Annotated in this window: 10 protein-coding genes; 5 read left to right on the top strand and 5 right to left on the bottom strand. The window is 62.8% G+C overall.

Annotated features, from left to right (window positions below; translation table 11 throughout):
* Positions 1 to 151: 151 nt before the first annotated feature.
* Genes AB2L51_RS00320 through AB2L51_RS00310 form a run of 3 tightly spaced genes read right to left on the bottom strand, consistent with a single transcriptional unit; the run spans position 152 to position 3,705 of the window.
* On the bottom strand, positions 152 to 1,936 hold the full coding sequence (locus AB2L51_RS00320) for an ABC transporter ATP-binding protein (protein ID WP_395580626.1): 1,785 nt from the start codon (positions 1,934 to 1,936) through the stop codon (positions 152 to 154).
* A 46-nt stretch (positions 1,937 to 1,982) separates the two neighbouring features.
* The gene (locus AB2L51_RS00315) at positions 1,983 to 3,209 is read right to left on the bottom strand and encodes a CCA tRNA nucleotidyltransferase (RefSeq protein ID WP_395580625.1); all 1,227 of its coding nucleotides are present in this window, start codon (positions 3,207 to 3,209) and stop codon (positions 1,983 to 1,985) included.
* Complete coding sequence (locus AB2L51_RS00310) at positions 3,196 to 3,705, bottom strand: DUF1285 domain-containing protein (RefSeq protein WP_395580968.1); 510 nt, start codon at positions 3,703 to 3,705, stop codon at positions 3,196 to 3,198. The genes AB2L51_RS00315 and AB2L51_RS00310 overlap by 14 nt, the downstream gene beginning before the upstream one ends.
* A gap of 191 nt (positions 3,706 to 3,896) precedes the next feature.
* Here AB2L51_RS00310 and AB2L51_RS00305 point away from each other — a divergent pair, with 191 nt between their 5' ends.
* The 5 genes from AB2L51_RS00305 (at position 3,897) to AB2L51_RS00285 (ending at position 11,477) form a co-directional block, all read left to right on the top strand.
* On the top strand, positions 3,897 to 4,916 hold the full coding sequence (locus tag AB2L51_RS00305; protein WP_395580624.1) for an AAA family ATPase: 1,020 nt from the start codon (positions 3,897 to 3,899) through the stop codon (positions 4,914 to 4,916).
* 4 nt (positions 4,917 to 4,920) lie between these two features.
* Complete coding sequence (locus tag AB2L51_RS00300) at positions 4,921 to 5,919, top strand: DUF58 domain-containing protein (RefSeq protein WP_395580623.1); 999 nt, start codon at positions 4,921 to 4,923, stop codon at positions 5,917 to 5,919.
* Complete coding sequence (locus AB2L51_RS00295) at positions 5,916 to 8,666, top strand: DUF4159 domain-containing protein (RefSeq protein ID WP_395580622.1); 2,751 nt, start codon at positions 5,916 to 5,918, stop codon at positions 8,664 to 8,666. The genes AB2L51_RS00300 and AB2L51_RS00295 overlap by 4 nt, the downstream gene beginning before the upstream one ends.
* The gene (locus tag AB2L51_RS00290) at positions 8,663 to 10,813 is read left to right on the top strand and encodes a VWA domain-containing protein (protein WP_395580621.1); all 2,151 of its coding nucleotides are present in this window, start codon (positions 8,663 to 8,665) and stop codon (positions 10,811 to 10,813) included. Before AB2L51_RS00295 ends, AB2L51_RS00290 begins: the two co-directional genes overlap by 4 nt.
* 70 nt (positions 10,814 to 10,883) lie before the next feature.
* Entirely contained in the window at positions 10,884 to 11,477 is a 594-nt protein-coding gene (locus AB2L51_RS00285) for an ankyrin repeat domain-containing protein (RefSeq protein ID WP_395580620.1), read from the top strand.
* Positions 11,478 to 11,566: 89 nt separating this feature from the next.
* On the opposite strand, the gene AB2L51_RS00280 is transcribed toward AB2L51_RS00285, so the two are convergent.
* Together AB2L51_RS00280 and AB2L51_RS00275 are read right to left on the bottom strand one after the other, a co-directional pair.
* Complete coding sequence (locus AB2L51_RS00280; protein ID WP_395580619.1) at positions 11,567 to 12,670, bottom strand: site-specific DNA-methyltransferase; 1,104 nt, start codon at positions 12,668 to 12,670, stop codon at positions 11,567 to 11,569.
* Entirely contained in the window at positions 12,667 to 13,296 is a 630-nt protein-coding gene (locus tag AB2L51_RS00275) for a ribonuclease HII (protein WP_395580618.1), read from the bottom strand. Before AB2L51_RS00275 ends, AB2L51_RS00280 begins: the two co-directional genes overlap by 4 nt.
* Positions 13,297 to 13,359: the final 63 nt, after the last annotated feature.

Genomic DNA, 13,359 nt, shown 5'->3' with positions numbered 1-13,359 from the left:
TCTCACACATCCTGCGCGGCATTTTTGCGGTCAGATGCTCTGACCGACCAGTTCGGTCAGTATGTGCCACGTTCATATCCCTGCATCAAGCGCCACATAGACCCCCATGCCCATAATTTGCGTTTATGCCAGCAAAACCGCCAGCAGTTTTCTAGCGGTCCAGCCCCTGTGTTCTCACCAGACGGGCATATAGCCCATCCTGCCGCATCAGATCATCATGCGTGCCGCACTCCACGGCGCACCCATCCTTCATGACCACCACCATGTCCGCCGAGCGCACGGTAGACAGGCGATGGGCCACAATAAGCGTTGTACGCCCCTTGCGCAGCGTGACCAGCGCATCCTGCACCAGCGCTTCGTTCTCGCTATCCAGAGCACTCGTGGCCTCATCCAGCAAAAGCAGACGGGGGTTGCGCAGCAAGGCCCGTGCAAGCGCCACGCGCTGCCGCTGCCCGCCCGACAGGCGCTGCCCACCCGGGCCGACCACCGTATCATACCCGTTGGGCAGGGCCTGAATAAACTGCTCCGCCGCCGCAGCCTGTGCAGCAGCGGCGACCTCCGCATCGGAAGCTCCGGGCCGACCGATGAGGATATTGTCACGCACAGACAGGTCAAACAGTAACGGGTCCTGGCTGACATACGCCATGCTGTTCCGCAGGCTTTCCAGTTGCACATCCCGCAGGTCCACCCCATCCAGCAGGATACGACCACCACAAACATCATGCAGGCGGGGCACAAGGGAAAGTGCGGTGGACTTACCTGCCCCCGAGGACCCGACCAGTGCAACCGTGCTACCCGGCCGGGCATCAAAACTTAAATGCTCAAGGCCCACGCGGCCATCGGCATAAACAAACCGGACGTTCTCAAACACAAGGTGCCCGCCACCAGCGGGGAGCGGGCGGGCCTGCGGGCTGTCGGTCACGGCTGGTGGCTCATCCACCACGGCAAATATGCGCACCAGCCCGGCCAGCCCTTCCTGCAGGGCGGCATTAAGCGAGCCAAGGGCACGCAGCGGGCGCGAGGCCAGCAGCAAAGCCGCCACAAAGCCGGAAAAATCCCCCAGTGTCGCCCCGCCCATGGTGGCCCGCCAGCCAGCAAAACCCAGCACTGCGGCCACGGCCACACCACCCAGCGTTTCCAGCATGGGCTCCACCCTTGCGCGGCCACGGGTAATCCGCAGCATGGCCTGATACAGATGGTTGAACGACAGAGCCGCCCGTGCGCCCTCGCTTTCCTCCAGCCTGTAAACACGCACCGTACGCGCCTGCGCAAAGCTTTCGGTTAAAAAGGCAGCCGTTTCCCCCACCCGTTCCTGCATGCCGCTGGAAGCGCGGCGTACCCGTTTACCCAGCCGCTGGACGGGAACGGCCGCTATGGGGTACAGCACTGCTGCTATCAGGCTGAGTTCCCAGTCCATGTACACCATGGAGATAATCAGCCCCACAACCGTAACCACGTCCCCTATGCCGCTTACGGCGCGGATCATGGCATCGCGGATAATGACGGCATCCGTTGTAAACCTTGCTGCCAGCTTGGCCGGAGCCTCCCGCTCCACATGCGCGATGTCGGTCTGAATCAGGTGGTCAAACATCTGCCCCTGCAAGCCACGGATCACCAATAGCACCAGCCCGTGGGTTGCCAGTGTCTGCCCGTACTGGGCCAGAGCCTTTCCCATTGTAATTGCCACCACCAGCAACGGAACCTGAGACAGAATACGCGGGTCACGCGTGGCAAACATATCCAGCGCGCGCTGGATAACCAGCGGGTACAGCGCCGTTAACACCGCCATAAGCACCGTAAATACAAAAACGGTTACTATCCGGGCGGGATAACGGCTGATCTGGGTTCGCCACAACCGCATGAGCAGGGTGCGCGTGTCATCAGGGCGCAGATGCGGGCTGGGTACGGGCCGGAGGGCTTGGAGTTGGGACGTCATACCCTGTCTCTACCAGTCTCTCGGCCCTGCATGTAAGGGGCGGAACTCAGCTTTGTGCTGCTTTTGTGCCCAGATACAGCGCAATCTGTGCCCGACATGCCTGTGCATCCGCATGGCAGCCGCCATCCAGCCACCACTGGCGGACAAGACCCACAATGCGTCCAACCTCCGGTCCGGCCTGCCCTCCCATGGCCAGAACATCCCGCCCTGCAACGGGAAAAGCAGGGACAGTCATCCCGCACACCCTGTGCCGAAGCTGTGCAAATGCCGCGTTTTCCTCCGCCGTGCGCGACTGGGCGGCCTGATGCAGCCATATGCGCCCGGCCAGCACATCTGCCGGCTCTTCCGCCACAAGGCAGCGCAGTGTCGCCTCGCTCATATTCACATCCGGCAGGGGGGCCGGTCGGCTCAAGGCGGCAAGCTCCCCGGTTTCTGCACGGGAGAGTTTAAGGCGGCGGGCTACGGCCGCTGTGTGCGTTGTCAGCCCTGCCAGCCGCAGCAATGCGTTTGCCGGGGCACCATTATCCAGCAGGCGCACGCACCGGTCCAGCGTATGCCCTTCTGGCAAAATACGGGCCAGAACGCCCGTGCCATCCATAAGGTGCAGAATGGCTGCCACATTGGGACCCGCCAGAATCCGCCGCAGTTCCATCCATATCCGCTCAACAGACAGGCCATCAAGCAGGGCAACACTACAGGTTATGGCCTGCACGGCCTGCTGGTCCGGCGCGCCGTGCCCATAGCGTCCGTAAAACCGGAAAAACCGCAGGATACGCAGGGCATCTTCTTTAATCCGCAATGCGGGCTCGCCAACAAACCGCACATGCCCTGCCGCCAGATCAGCCTGCCCGCCAAAATAATCGTACAGGACCCCCGCCTGATCGACCGACATGGCGTTCATGGTAAAATCCCGCCGCTGCGCATCTGCCTGCCAGTCCTGCGTCCAGCGGACAACGGCGTGCCGTCCGTCTGTTTCCATATCACGCCGGAGAGTCGTGATTTCGTACGGAGCGCCGTCCAGCACGGCGGTTACGGTTCCGTGTTGCAGGCCGGTCGCCACAACATGCGCCCCATGCGCCCGCAAACGCTCCATGACCTGCTCGGGAGGTTCAGGGGTGGCCAGATCAATATCGGCAATCGGGCGGTCCGCCAGCAGGTCGCGCACACACCCGCCCACAAGGCGCATGGCGGGCAGAACCTGCCACAACCGCGCCAGAGCAGCCTGCCGGGATGGGTCCAGCCCGTTTATGAGCAGCGTGTCACACGCCCCCATTGTCCACCGCCATCCGCGCTATGGGAAAAAAGCAGCCGCAGCTCCAAACCCCCATACAGGGCACTCCCTGACAGGCTCCGGGCTCGGCCAGAGCGGCCAGTTCGTACCATACTGCGCGGGACAGACGGGCTTCCAGCGGGTAGGCTCCCTCCCCCGCGCGCACGCTCAGGTACGGGGGGCAACCCTCCGGGCAGGCTTCAGGCGGGATGTCCCACAAAGTCCGAATCGGGTGTTCGGAATCGGCCACCACCACTTCGTCCATATTGGTGCGAAAACTCAGCCGCTGCATGCGGCCCATGCCGGTCCAGTCCAGTTCCACCGCCAGAAAGGGAACGTCTTCAACCTCGATCAGCCCGCTTTCGAATGGTGTGCGCAGCAGGTAAGCACCCTGCGCATTCCGCGTAAGCAGGGAGCCAAACAGGCAGGACATGGCCTTGCGCTTGATCTCGGACCCACGGTACAGCCACACGCCATCCCGCCTGACCAAAAACGGCAAACGCCTGTTTTCCGCCGCATCGGGGGTATCGGTCTCGTGCTTATCGTGGCACGAAAGGGCCTGCGGGCCGCTTTCCTGTTCACCTTTCACTGACTCACCATCCTGTTAATACGTGTCCTTGTGTTCTGCACAATGATATAGGGAGCTTACCCCGCTTGATGTAAGCCCTGCATGTAATTCAGACTGGATCCATGACCACATCAGACGCACCGTTCCCGGCACAACAGCCCTCCTCCCCTCCAGAAGTGCGGGAGGCAGATCGTATCTGTGAACGGCTTGCCGCCGTCCAGCAGGAAATTTCAACCGTCATTTTCGGGCAGGACCAGATCATCCGCCAGACACTGACCACCGTTCTGGCTGGTGGGCACGCCCTGCTGGTTGGAGCACCGGGTCTGGGCAAGACATTGCTGGTTACTACCCTTGGCACCGTGCTGGGGCTGAACGCCCGCCGCGTGCAGTTTACCCCCGACCTGATGCCCTCCGACATTACCGGCAGTGAGATTCTGGACGAGGATGCGGCCGGGCACCGCAGCTTCCGTTTTGTGCACGGCCCCGTCTTTACCCAGTTGCTGATGGCGGACGAAATCAACCGTGCCAGCCCACGCACCCAGTCTGCCCTGTTGCAGGCCATGCAGGAACACCGCGTCAGCGTGGCCGGGATGGAATACCCCCTGCCCGAACCTTTTCATGTGCTGGCAACCCAGAACCCCATGGAGCAGGAAGGCACCTACCCCCTGCCCGAAGCCCAGCTCGACCGCTTTATGCTCCAGATCGGACTGACCTTCCCCGATGCTGCGGCCGAACGCGCCATGCTGCTGGCCACAACCGGCGCACAGAACAAACAAGCCCAGCAGGTCATGGACGCGCAAAGCCTTATGCAGGCGCAGGCACTGGTCCGGCGTATGCCTGTGGGTGAAAAAGTGCTTGATGCCATTGTGAACCTTGTCCGCGCGGCCCGCCCCCAGAGCACGTCCGATGCCACATTGCGCGAGCAGATTGCATGGGGCCCCGGCCCACGTGCGGCACAAACGCTCATGCTGGCCAGCCGTGCGCGCGCGCTGCTGGATGGCAGGCTCTCCCCCGGTCTGGATGACGTGGCCGCACTGGCCCGCCCGGTACTGGCCCACCGCATGGCGCTGACCTTTGCCGCCCGGGCCGAGGGGGTCACCACGGATGATATCATAACCCGACTGCTCAAGACCCTGGGTTGACCCTGTGAGCCGGTTCCGACCGATCCCAACCACCCTGCTGCGCCGGTTTCTGGGCCGGGACCACCTTGTGGCGGGTGCGCCATTCAGCCCGGCGGCCACATCCAGCCCCCCGGTTTCCGCTACGGCGGACATGGCCTGTGCTGCCCAGACACTGGCCACCCGCATGCCGGACCTGCTGCTCCATGCCAGCCACATTGCCACCACACTGGCAGCAGGCAGGCACCCCCAGCGCCGCGCGGGATGGGGGGACACGTTCTGGCAGTACCGTCCGGCACAGCCGGGCGAGCCGGTCAACCGCATAGACTGGCGGCAATCCGCCCGCACAGCCCGCGCCCATGTGCGTGAGACCGAGGCCGAAGCAGCACAGACAGTCCTGCTGTGGTGCGATTTTTCCGGTTCCATGCAATGGCGCTCCAGCACCTCTCTGCCCGGCAAGCTGGACCGCGCCATCCTGCTTCTGCTCAGCATGGCCGCCCTGCTGCTGCGCAATGGCGAGCGGGTTCAGCTTCTTTCTCCCTCCGGTATTGTGTCCCTGCCCCCGGCCCCCAATGCGCTGGAGCGGCTGGCGCTCGGGCTGTGCGGGCTGGCCGCCAGCAGCAGCCCCATGGATGCGGCACTCCCCCCGCCCGCCCTTGTGCCCCGGCGCGCGCGCCTGCTGCTGGCCAGCGACCTGCTCTGCCCCGACACCCCTATCCATGACTGCCTGCACCAGCTGGCCGCACACCCGGCACGGGCTTATGTGCTCCATGTCAGCGATCCGGCGGAAAATACGCTCCCCTATACCGGTCGCACCGAGTTTTGCGGGCTTGAGCACGAGCCTCCGCTGGAACTGCCCCATGTGCAGAGTCTGCGCACGGACTACGCAAACCTTGTAGCAGCCCGCAGCCAGTGGCTTGAACAAACCACGGGCCGTTGTGGCCACATGCTTGCACACCACCGGACCGATCTGTCCCCCCTCCCCACGCTGCTGGCGCTCCATGCCCAGATGAGCCAACGCGTATGATTTTCCAGTTTCCCGCCCTGCTGTTTGCCCTGCTCTGCCTGCCGCTGGTGTGGTGGCTGCTGCGTGCCACGCCGCCACGCGCGCGCCAGCAGGTTTTTCCCCCTATTGCCTTCCTCACCCGCCTGCGCCCGAAGGAAACCGAAGCCGCGCGCTCGCCCCCGTGGGTCTTGCTTTTGCGCCTGCTTGCTGTAGGCCTGCTGGTTACGGGCTTTGCCCGTCCGTTTATTCCCGGCAGCCGGGACAGCACACAAACCCCCGGCCCGGTTCTGCTGGTGGTGGATGACGGCATGCTCAGTGCCGCGGACTGGTCCGCCCGCCTGACCACCGTGCAAACCATTGTAGACGATGCGGAGCGCACAAAATCCAGCCTGCTGCTCCTGACCACCGCTCCACAGGCTGAAGCGTCCGCGATACCGCCTGCACTACAGCCAGCCGCCGCCATGCGGCGGATGCTGAACAGCCTGCACCCAAGCCCATGGAGTGTGGACAGGGCACAGGCTGCCCGGCAGATCGGGCAACTGCCTGCCCTCCCTTTTGCCCGCATTATCTATCTGGCAGATGGCGTTGCCCAGAGCGGGGACAGCGCTTTTGCCCACGCCCTGCGCGCACGGGGTGCCGTGCAGGAAATCCGCTTTCCCTCCCAGTCAGGTATGGTGCTTGCTCCCGTTACCCCCACACCGGATGGGACCATGGCACGCCTGATCATGCTTCCATCGGCGCAGCCCCGGCCTGTTCATGTTGTGGCCCGCGCGACAGATGGGGGAACACTGGCCGTAATCCCTGTGCCGGTGGCGGCCAATGCCACACAGGCGGATGTACGCATCAACCTGCCCATAACCGTACGCAACCGGATAGATACGCTGAGTGTGCAGGGCATTGCGAGTGCCGCCACAACCGTTCTGCTGGACGAAAACACACGCCTGCACCCTGTTGGCCTGCTTTCCAGCGGTGGGGCGGACACCCCCCTGATTGGCTCGGTCTTTTACCTCCGCCGTGCGCTGGCTCCTCTGTCAGACCTGCATGAAGGAACACTGGACGCATTGCTCAGCCGCCCACTGTCCGTGCTGATCGCGCCCGATGGCACTCTGGCAGGCGCGCAAAGCCAGAAAACCGTTCTGGAATGGATAGAAAACGGCGGCACGCTCATCCGCTTTGCCGGCCCCGCACTGGCTGGCAGCCAGCAGGATACAAGCCCCTCCAGCCCGGACGACACGGCCCGGAACCTGCTGCCCGTGCCCCTGCTGGATGGAGCCCGCCAGCTCGGTGGGTCCATGACATGGGGCACACCGCAAAAACTTGCCCCCTTTGAGCAGGAATCCCCTTTCCGGGGGCTGGATATTCCTGCCGATGTAACGGTTTCCCGTCAGGTGCTGGCCAGCCCTTCGGCCGATCTGGGCACACATGTATGGGCGCGACTGGCGGATGGCACGCCACTGGTCACCCATGCCGAACTGGGCAAGGGTGAGGTGATCCTGTTCCATGTCAGCAGCACGGCGGACTGGTCCAACCTGCCGCTGTCCGGCCTGTTTGTAGCCATGCTGCAACGCCTGACCGAACACGCCAACGGGCTGAACATTCCTGCCGACAATATACTGCTCGCCCCAGCCCTGACACTGGACGGTGAAGGCATTGCAGGCCCGCCGCCGCCAACCGCACGGGGCATACAGGGCAATGTGTTTGCCACCACATCTGCCTCCCCCATCCACCCGCCCGGCCTGTATGGCCCCACGGATGGACGCCGGGCGCTCAATACCGCAGCGGGTGTACAAAGCCTGCAACCGGCACACCCTGTTGGCACCATTACGGATGCTTCGGGCCAGAAGCCGGATCTGCCACTTGGGCGTTACTGCCTGCTGGCCGCCATTCTGCTTTTACTGCTCGACGGTGTGGTTGTGGGCCTTATGCGCACAGGCAGGCTGTTTGCATCACGGCCCCTTACCCTGCTTGCGCTGCTGGCGACCCTTGGCGCGTTAACCCCTCCCCTGCATGCACAGGAGCCGAGCACCACGCCCGCAGTCCCCGCCGCAGCACTGGAAACCAGACTGGGGTATATTGTCACCGGGCATGAGGACGTGGACACGGCCTCCCGCGAGGGGTTGCAGGGCCTGTCCGACTTTGTAAACGCCCGCACCTCCGCTGTTATGGGGCACCCCGATGCCGTCCACCCCGGCACGGATGACCTGACCTACTACCCCCTGCTTTACTGGCCGATTACCGCAGACGCCACGACCACTCCGGCCATGACGGCAGCGCTGAACACCTTTATGGCCCATGGTGGTATTCTGCTGATTGACACACAGGGACAGGACGGAAGCTCCAGCACAGCCGACACCACCTTTACCGCCGATGCCCCCGGTACGGCGGCAGCCCTGCGCCGGGTAACAACCGGCCTTGTGGTGCCGCCACTGGTTGTCATGACCGACCACCACCTGCTGGCACACACCTTTTACCTGCTCCACGACTTTCCGGGCCGGTATGCAGGCCAGCCCATCTGGGTCGCCAAGGAAGGAGATGCCGAGAACGATGATGTCAGCCCGGTTATTATCGGCTCGGCTGACTGGGCACACGCCTGGGCGGTGGACAGTGCGGGCAATACGCCATTTGCCGTTATCCCCGGTGGCAGCGACCAGCGCTTGCAGGCTTACCGCTTTGGGCTGAACACCGTTATTTACGCCTTAACAGGCAGCTATAAGGCTGATCAGGTGCATGTTCCCATGCTGCTCAAACGGCTGGAGGACAAACCATGAGCACTCTTCCGGCCTCCTTTGGATTTGCACCTTTGCTGCCACTCTGGCTGCTGGCCATACTGGGCGTTGCGGCACTGGGCCTGTGCGGGTGGAGCCTGTTCCAGCGCACGGGAGGAGCCATTCTGCGCCTGTGCGCCATAGGTATGGTGCTGCTGTGGCTGGCCGGGCCACAACGTTACCACGAGCAGCGACGCGCTCTCCCACAGACTGCACTCCTGGTGGTGGACCAGTCCCCCTCCATGGCGCTGGACCAGCGTGCGGCCATAGCCCGGCAGGTGGCGGACGCACTGGCGCAGGCCAAGGTGGAGGGGCTGAACCTCCGCACCGTAACCGTGCGTGGTGCTGCACGTGAGGGCACAAAACTGTTTGACGCGCTGGATCAGGCCGCAGCCGACATTCCCCCTGCCCAGTTTGCCGGGGCCATGATGATCACCGATGGGGAGGTCAGCGATGTTCCCGCCACCCTGCCCGAGCGCCTGCGCCCCATGCAGGAGAATGGCAGCCGCACAACCCTGCCCCTGCACGTTCTGCTCACCGCCGGCACGGAGCAGAAAGACCGCAAGCTGAGCATCCTTCAGGCCCCCCCCTACGCCATTGCAGGCCAGAGCGCCAAACTGCGCGTGCAGGTGGATGACATGGGACCGGGCACGCAGGCAGGCACCCCGGCGGAACTGACGGTCCGGATGAATGGGGAGGAACCGCAGCATATTTCTGTCCTGAGCGGGATGGCGCAGGATATTACCGTGCCCGTAACCCAGCCGGGGCCGCTGCTGGTCAGCCTGTCCGCCTCGGCCCTGCCGGGGGAAGTCTCGGAACTGAACAACCAGACCGTAGCCCATATTACCGGCATACGGGACCGGCTGAAGGTGCTGCTGATCTCGGGCACGCCCAATCAGGGGGAACGGGTCTGGCGCAGGCTGCTCAAGGCGGACCCTTCGGTTGATCTGATCCACTTTACCATTCTGCGTCCCCCCGAAAAGGACGATGGCACCCCCTTGTCCGACCTTGCGCTGATTGCATTCCCCGTGCGCGAGCTGTTTCAGGACAAGATCAACCAGTTTGACCTGATCATCCTTGATGGGTTTGAAAACCGGCATATTCTGCCGCACAGTTATCTGGAAAACATTGCAGGCTTTGTCCGCCGCGGTGGTGGCCTGCTCCTGACTGCCGGACCCGAATTTATTGGCCCCGGCTCCTTGCAGGATACCCCGGTGGGTGACGTACTGCCCGCCCACGTTCCCCCTGACCAGAGCAGCATGCTCGTCAGCCGCTTTCGCCCCACCCTGACCGATACCGGGCGCAGGCACCCTGTTACGGCGTCACTTCCCGGCGCGCCAAAAGCGAATGCGCAGGTCAACAGTGCTACAGCCGTACCGGGCCTGTGGGGGCCGTGGTACCGCGCCCTGCACCCCGACAGCACCCATGGTGAAGTGCTGATGAATGGGCCGGATAACAGCCCCCTGCTGGTGCTGGACCGGGTCGACCAGGGTCGGATCGCGCTGCTTCTGTCTGACCAGATATGGCTCTGGTCACGCGGGGAGGATGGCGGCGGCCCGCAGGCCGAACTGCTCCGCCGCATTTCGCACTGGCTGATGAAGGAGCCGGAACTGGAGGAGGAGCAGCTTACGGCCAGCATAAGTGCTAATACGCTCCACATCACCCGCACCAGCATTGGTACGCCTGCGGCCACCACCCTTACCCTGACCTCCCCCACCGGACAGAACAGCACCGTGCCGATGCATGCATCCGCGCAGGAAGGCACCCAGACAGCACAACTGCCTATAACGGAGTCTGGCATCTGGCGTATTTCCGATGGCACACGCACAAGCTATGCGGCACCCGAGCCGGAAAACACGCGTGAGCTGACCGACCTTCGCGTCACTGCAACCCGTCTGGCGGATGTGGTCAAACAGAGTGGCGGGGGCATTTTCTGGCTCGGTGACAGCACAGCCAGCCTGCATGCCCCCACCCCAAGACTGGTCACATCAGGCGCGCTGCACGGGGCGGGCTGGTTGGGCTTTGCCCGGCGTGATGCACATCTGGTAACGGGCAGAACACCCATCTCCCTCCTGCCCTCTCCTCTGGCCATGGTACTCGCTCTTCTGCTGCTGTTTGGCGCATGGTGGCGGGAAGGACGGACCCGATAGACCCCCGGAGCGTCTTTTCCGCACCCATGGGCTGTGATACGATAGAGGTTCCTGTATTGATGGACAGACAATGACCCGTTTTCCACGCCTTGTTTCATCCGCTCTGCTGTTCAGCAGCCTTGTCATGTTTGCTGCGGTTCCGGCATTTGCTGATGACGCCGAAGATCAGGCGGCGGCGGCGGAATCCGCCGAAAAATCGGAAAGCGCCAAGGCCGCCAAACGTGCAGCCCCGCCCACCGCCATTCCCGGTGCTGATGGCAGCGATGATGAAGCGGGGGAAGGTGGTGGCCACCCCAACAAGGATGTGGAGCCCACGGTTGCACTGTTCGAGGCCATAAACCGGGGGAGTGTTTCCGCCGCGCGTGACGCCATTAACCGTGGTGCGGACCTGAACGGGCATAATATTCTGGGCCAGACACCACTTGATATGTCCATCGACCTGAACCGCAACCCCATTACCTTCCTGCTTTTGTCCCTGCGCAATTCAGGCAGCATGCAGGGGAGTGATGGCGTGGGAACAGTCAGCACATCCAACCTGCATATGAGCAGCAGCAGTGTGGATATGGAAGACGACACCAAAAACAAGGCGCATGATCCGCGCTATGACCACTCTGGCGGGGCTGCCCAGCCCTCCATCGGCTTTCTGGGTTTTGGTGGCAGCTAGGTCATCCGCCAGCCCTGCCGGACTGCACATAAAAAGGGGGGCACTAAAATGCCCCCCTTTTTTATAACTTCATGCCATGCAGTCAGGTTTTACAGCGCGACCGTAGCCCCCAGACTTTCCTGCCGCAGCACATCAAGCGGGAGCAACACGCCTTCACGCTCGAAGTGCCAGAATGTCCAGCCATTGCACGATGGCGCGTTGGTCAGCATGGCCCCCATTTTATGGATTGAGCCACGCCTGGCGCCACTGATCAGCGTGCCATCTGCCGCAACTGTCGCCTGAACACGCTGTTTTTTATCACTCAGCACCGTTCCGGCCACAAGTGCGCCATGCTCCACCAGACTGCCAAAGGGCACACGGGGCGCTTCGCGCTTGTCCTGTGTGGTCTGTATGGCGTCATCATCCAAAGGCACTTCGCTGGCCACACGGGCTCTGGCGGCTTCCACATAATCCGGGTGACGTTCAATGCCCACAAAATGGCGGCGCAGGCGGCGAGCCATGGCAGCCGTGGTGCCTGAGCCGGAGAACGGGTCGAGCACCACATCATTGACCGTTGTGGAGGCCAGCAGCACGCGATGGAGCAGGCTTTCGGGCTTCTGGGTGGGGTGGAGCTTCAGCCCGTGTTCGTTCCGCAGGCGCTCATTGCCGGTGCAGAGCGGCAGATACCAGTCCGAGCGCATCTGCACGTCATCATTCAGCGCCTTCATGGCCTGATAGTTGAAGCGGTAACGGCTATCCTGACTGCGGGCAGCCCAGATGAGCGTTTCATGCGCATTGGTGAAACGACGACCACGGAAGTTGGGCATGGGGTTGGACTTGCGCCAGACCACATCGTTCAGAATCCAGAACCCGAGGTCCTGCAGAATGGCCCCGAGGCGGAAGATGTTATGGTAGGAACCAATCACCCAGATCGTTCCATCCTTATGCAGCAGGCGGCGGGCCTCGCCCAGCCATTCCCGCGTGAAACGGTCGTATTCCTGCAGATCGGAAAACTTGTCCCAGTCATCATCCACGCCATCGACAACGCTGTCGTCCGGGCGGCGGAGTTCACCCCGAAGTTGCAGGTTGTACGGCGGGTCGGCAAAAATGCAGTCCACCGAGCCCGAAGGCAGGGTGCGCATGGTCTCCACGCATTCACCCCGCAGGATTTCGTCCAGAGGGAGGTCCATGGAAACTGCTTTTGCGCCGCTCATGCCCGGGTCTCCGTTTTCAAATGTTCTAGCTGCTGGCGTACGGTGCCAAATGTTTTTCTGTGGTGCGGGGTTACACCCGTTTGCAGCAGAGCCCGGCGATGAACCGCCGTGCCGTAGCCTGCATTTTTTTCCCATCCATACTCGGGCCAGCGCATATTCAGCCGCGCCATGATGCGGTCACGCACCACCTTGGCCATAATGGAAGCAGCAGCGATGGACAGGCTCACCCCGTCCCCCCCCACAATGGCCTCCGCACTGCACCCGAAATCCGGAATTTTGTTGCCATCAACAAGCACATGGTCAGGCCGGACCGGCAGCCGGGCAACAGCGCGCTGCATGGCAAGGTGGGACGCATGATAGATGTTGATACGGTCAATTTCCGCCGTTGAGGCGGCACCTACGCCAATGGCCACACCGGGCACATGGGGCAGACGCCCGGCAATGGCCTCACGCAATGCGGGTTTCAACTTTTTGGAATCATCAATAACGGCGGCAAGGTCATCTGGCACGCCACAGGCAAACACCACTGCGGCGGCTACAACCGGACCGGCAAGCGGGCCACGGCCCACCTCATCCACTCCGGCGACCAGTCCGCCATGCTGTTGTTCCCGCCTGAAGTCCGGCATTGCATCCCTTCCCGTCCGCTTGAAACGACTCGGTTAAAATTACCGAGTCGCTGCAATTGCGAC

The sequence above is a fragment of the Acetobacter fabarum genome, from assembly GCF_040702925.2.
Lineage (GTDB): Bacteria > Pseudomonadota > Alphaproteobacteria > Acetobacterales > Acetobacteraceae > Acetobacter > Acetobacter fabarum_B.
Note: the sequence above shows the minus strand (reverse complement) of the source record. Positions and strands in the feature narration are given on the sequence as shown.

What these genes read in the sequence shown, in the direction of transcription:
- AB2L51_RS00320 (WP_395580626.1), bottom strand. Translation starts at nt 1,936, where the DNA reads ATGACGTCCCAACTCCAAGCCCTCCGGCCCGTACCCAGCCCGCATCTG.
- AB2L51_RS00315 (WP_395580625.1), bottom strand. Translation starts at nt 3,209, where the DNA reads ATGGGGGCGTGTGACACGCTGCTCATAAACGGGCTGGACCCATCCCGG.
- AB2L51_RS00305 (WP_395580624.1), top strand. Translation starts at nt 3,897, where the DNA reads ATGACCACATCAGACGCACCGTTCCCGGCACAACAGCCCTCCTCCCCT.
- AB2L51_RS00295 (WP_395580622.1), top strand. Translation starts at nt 5,916, where the DNA reads ATGATTTTCCAGTTTCCCGCCCTGCTGTTTGCCCTGCTCTGCCTGCCG.
- AB2L51_RS00290 (WP_395580621.1), top strand. Translation starts at nt 8,663, where the DNA reads ATGAGCACTCTTCCGGCCTCCTTTGGATTTGCACCTTTGCTGCCACTC.
- AB2L51_RS00285 (WP_395580620.1), top strand. Translation starts at nt 10,884, where the DNA reads ATGACCCGTTTTCCACGCCTTGTTTCATCCGCTCTGCTGTTCAGCAGC.
- AB2L51_RS00280 (WP_395580619.1), bottom strand. Translation starts at nt 12,670, where the DNA reads ATGAGCGGCGCAAAAGCAGTTTCCATGGACCTCCCTCTGGACGAAATC.
- AB2L51_RS00275 (WP_395580618.1), bottom strand. Translation starts at nt 13,296, where the DNA reads ATGCCGGACTTCAGGCGGGAACAACAGCATGGCGGACTGGTCGCCGGA.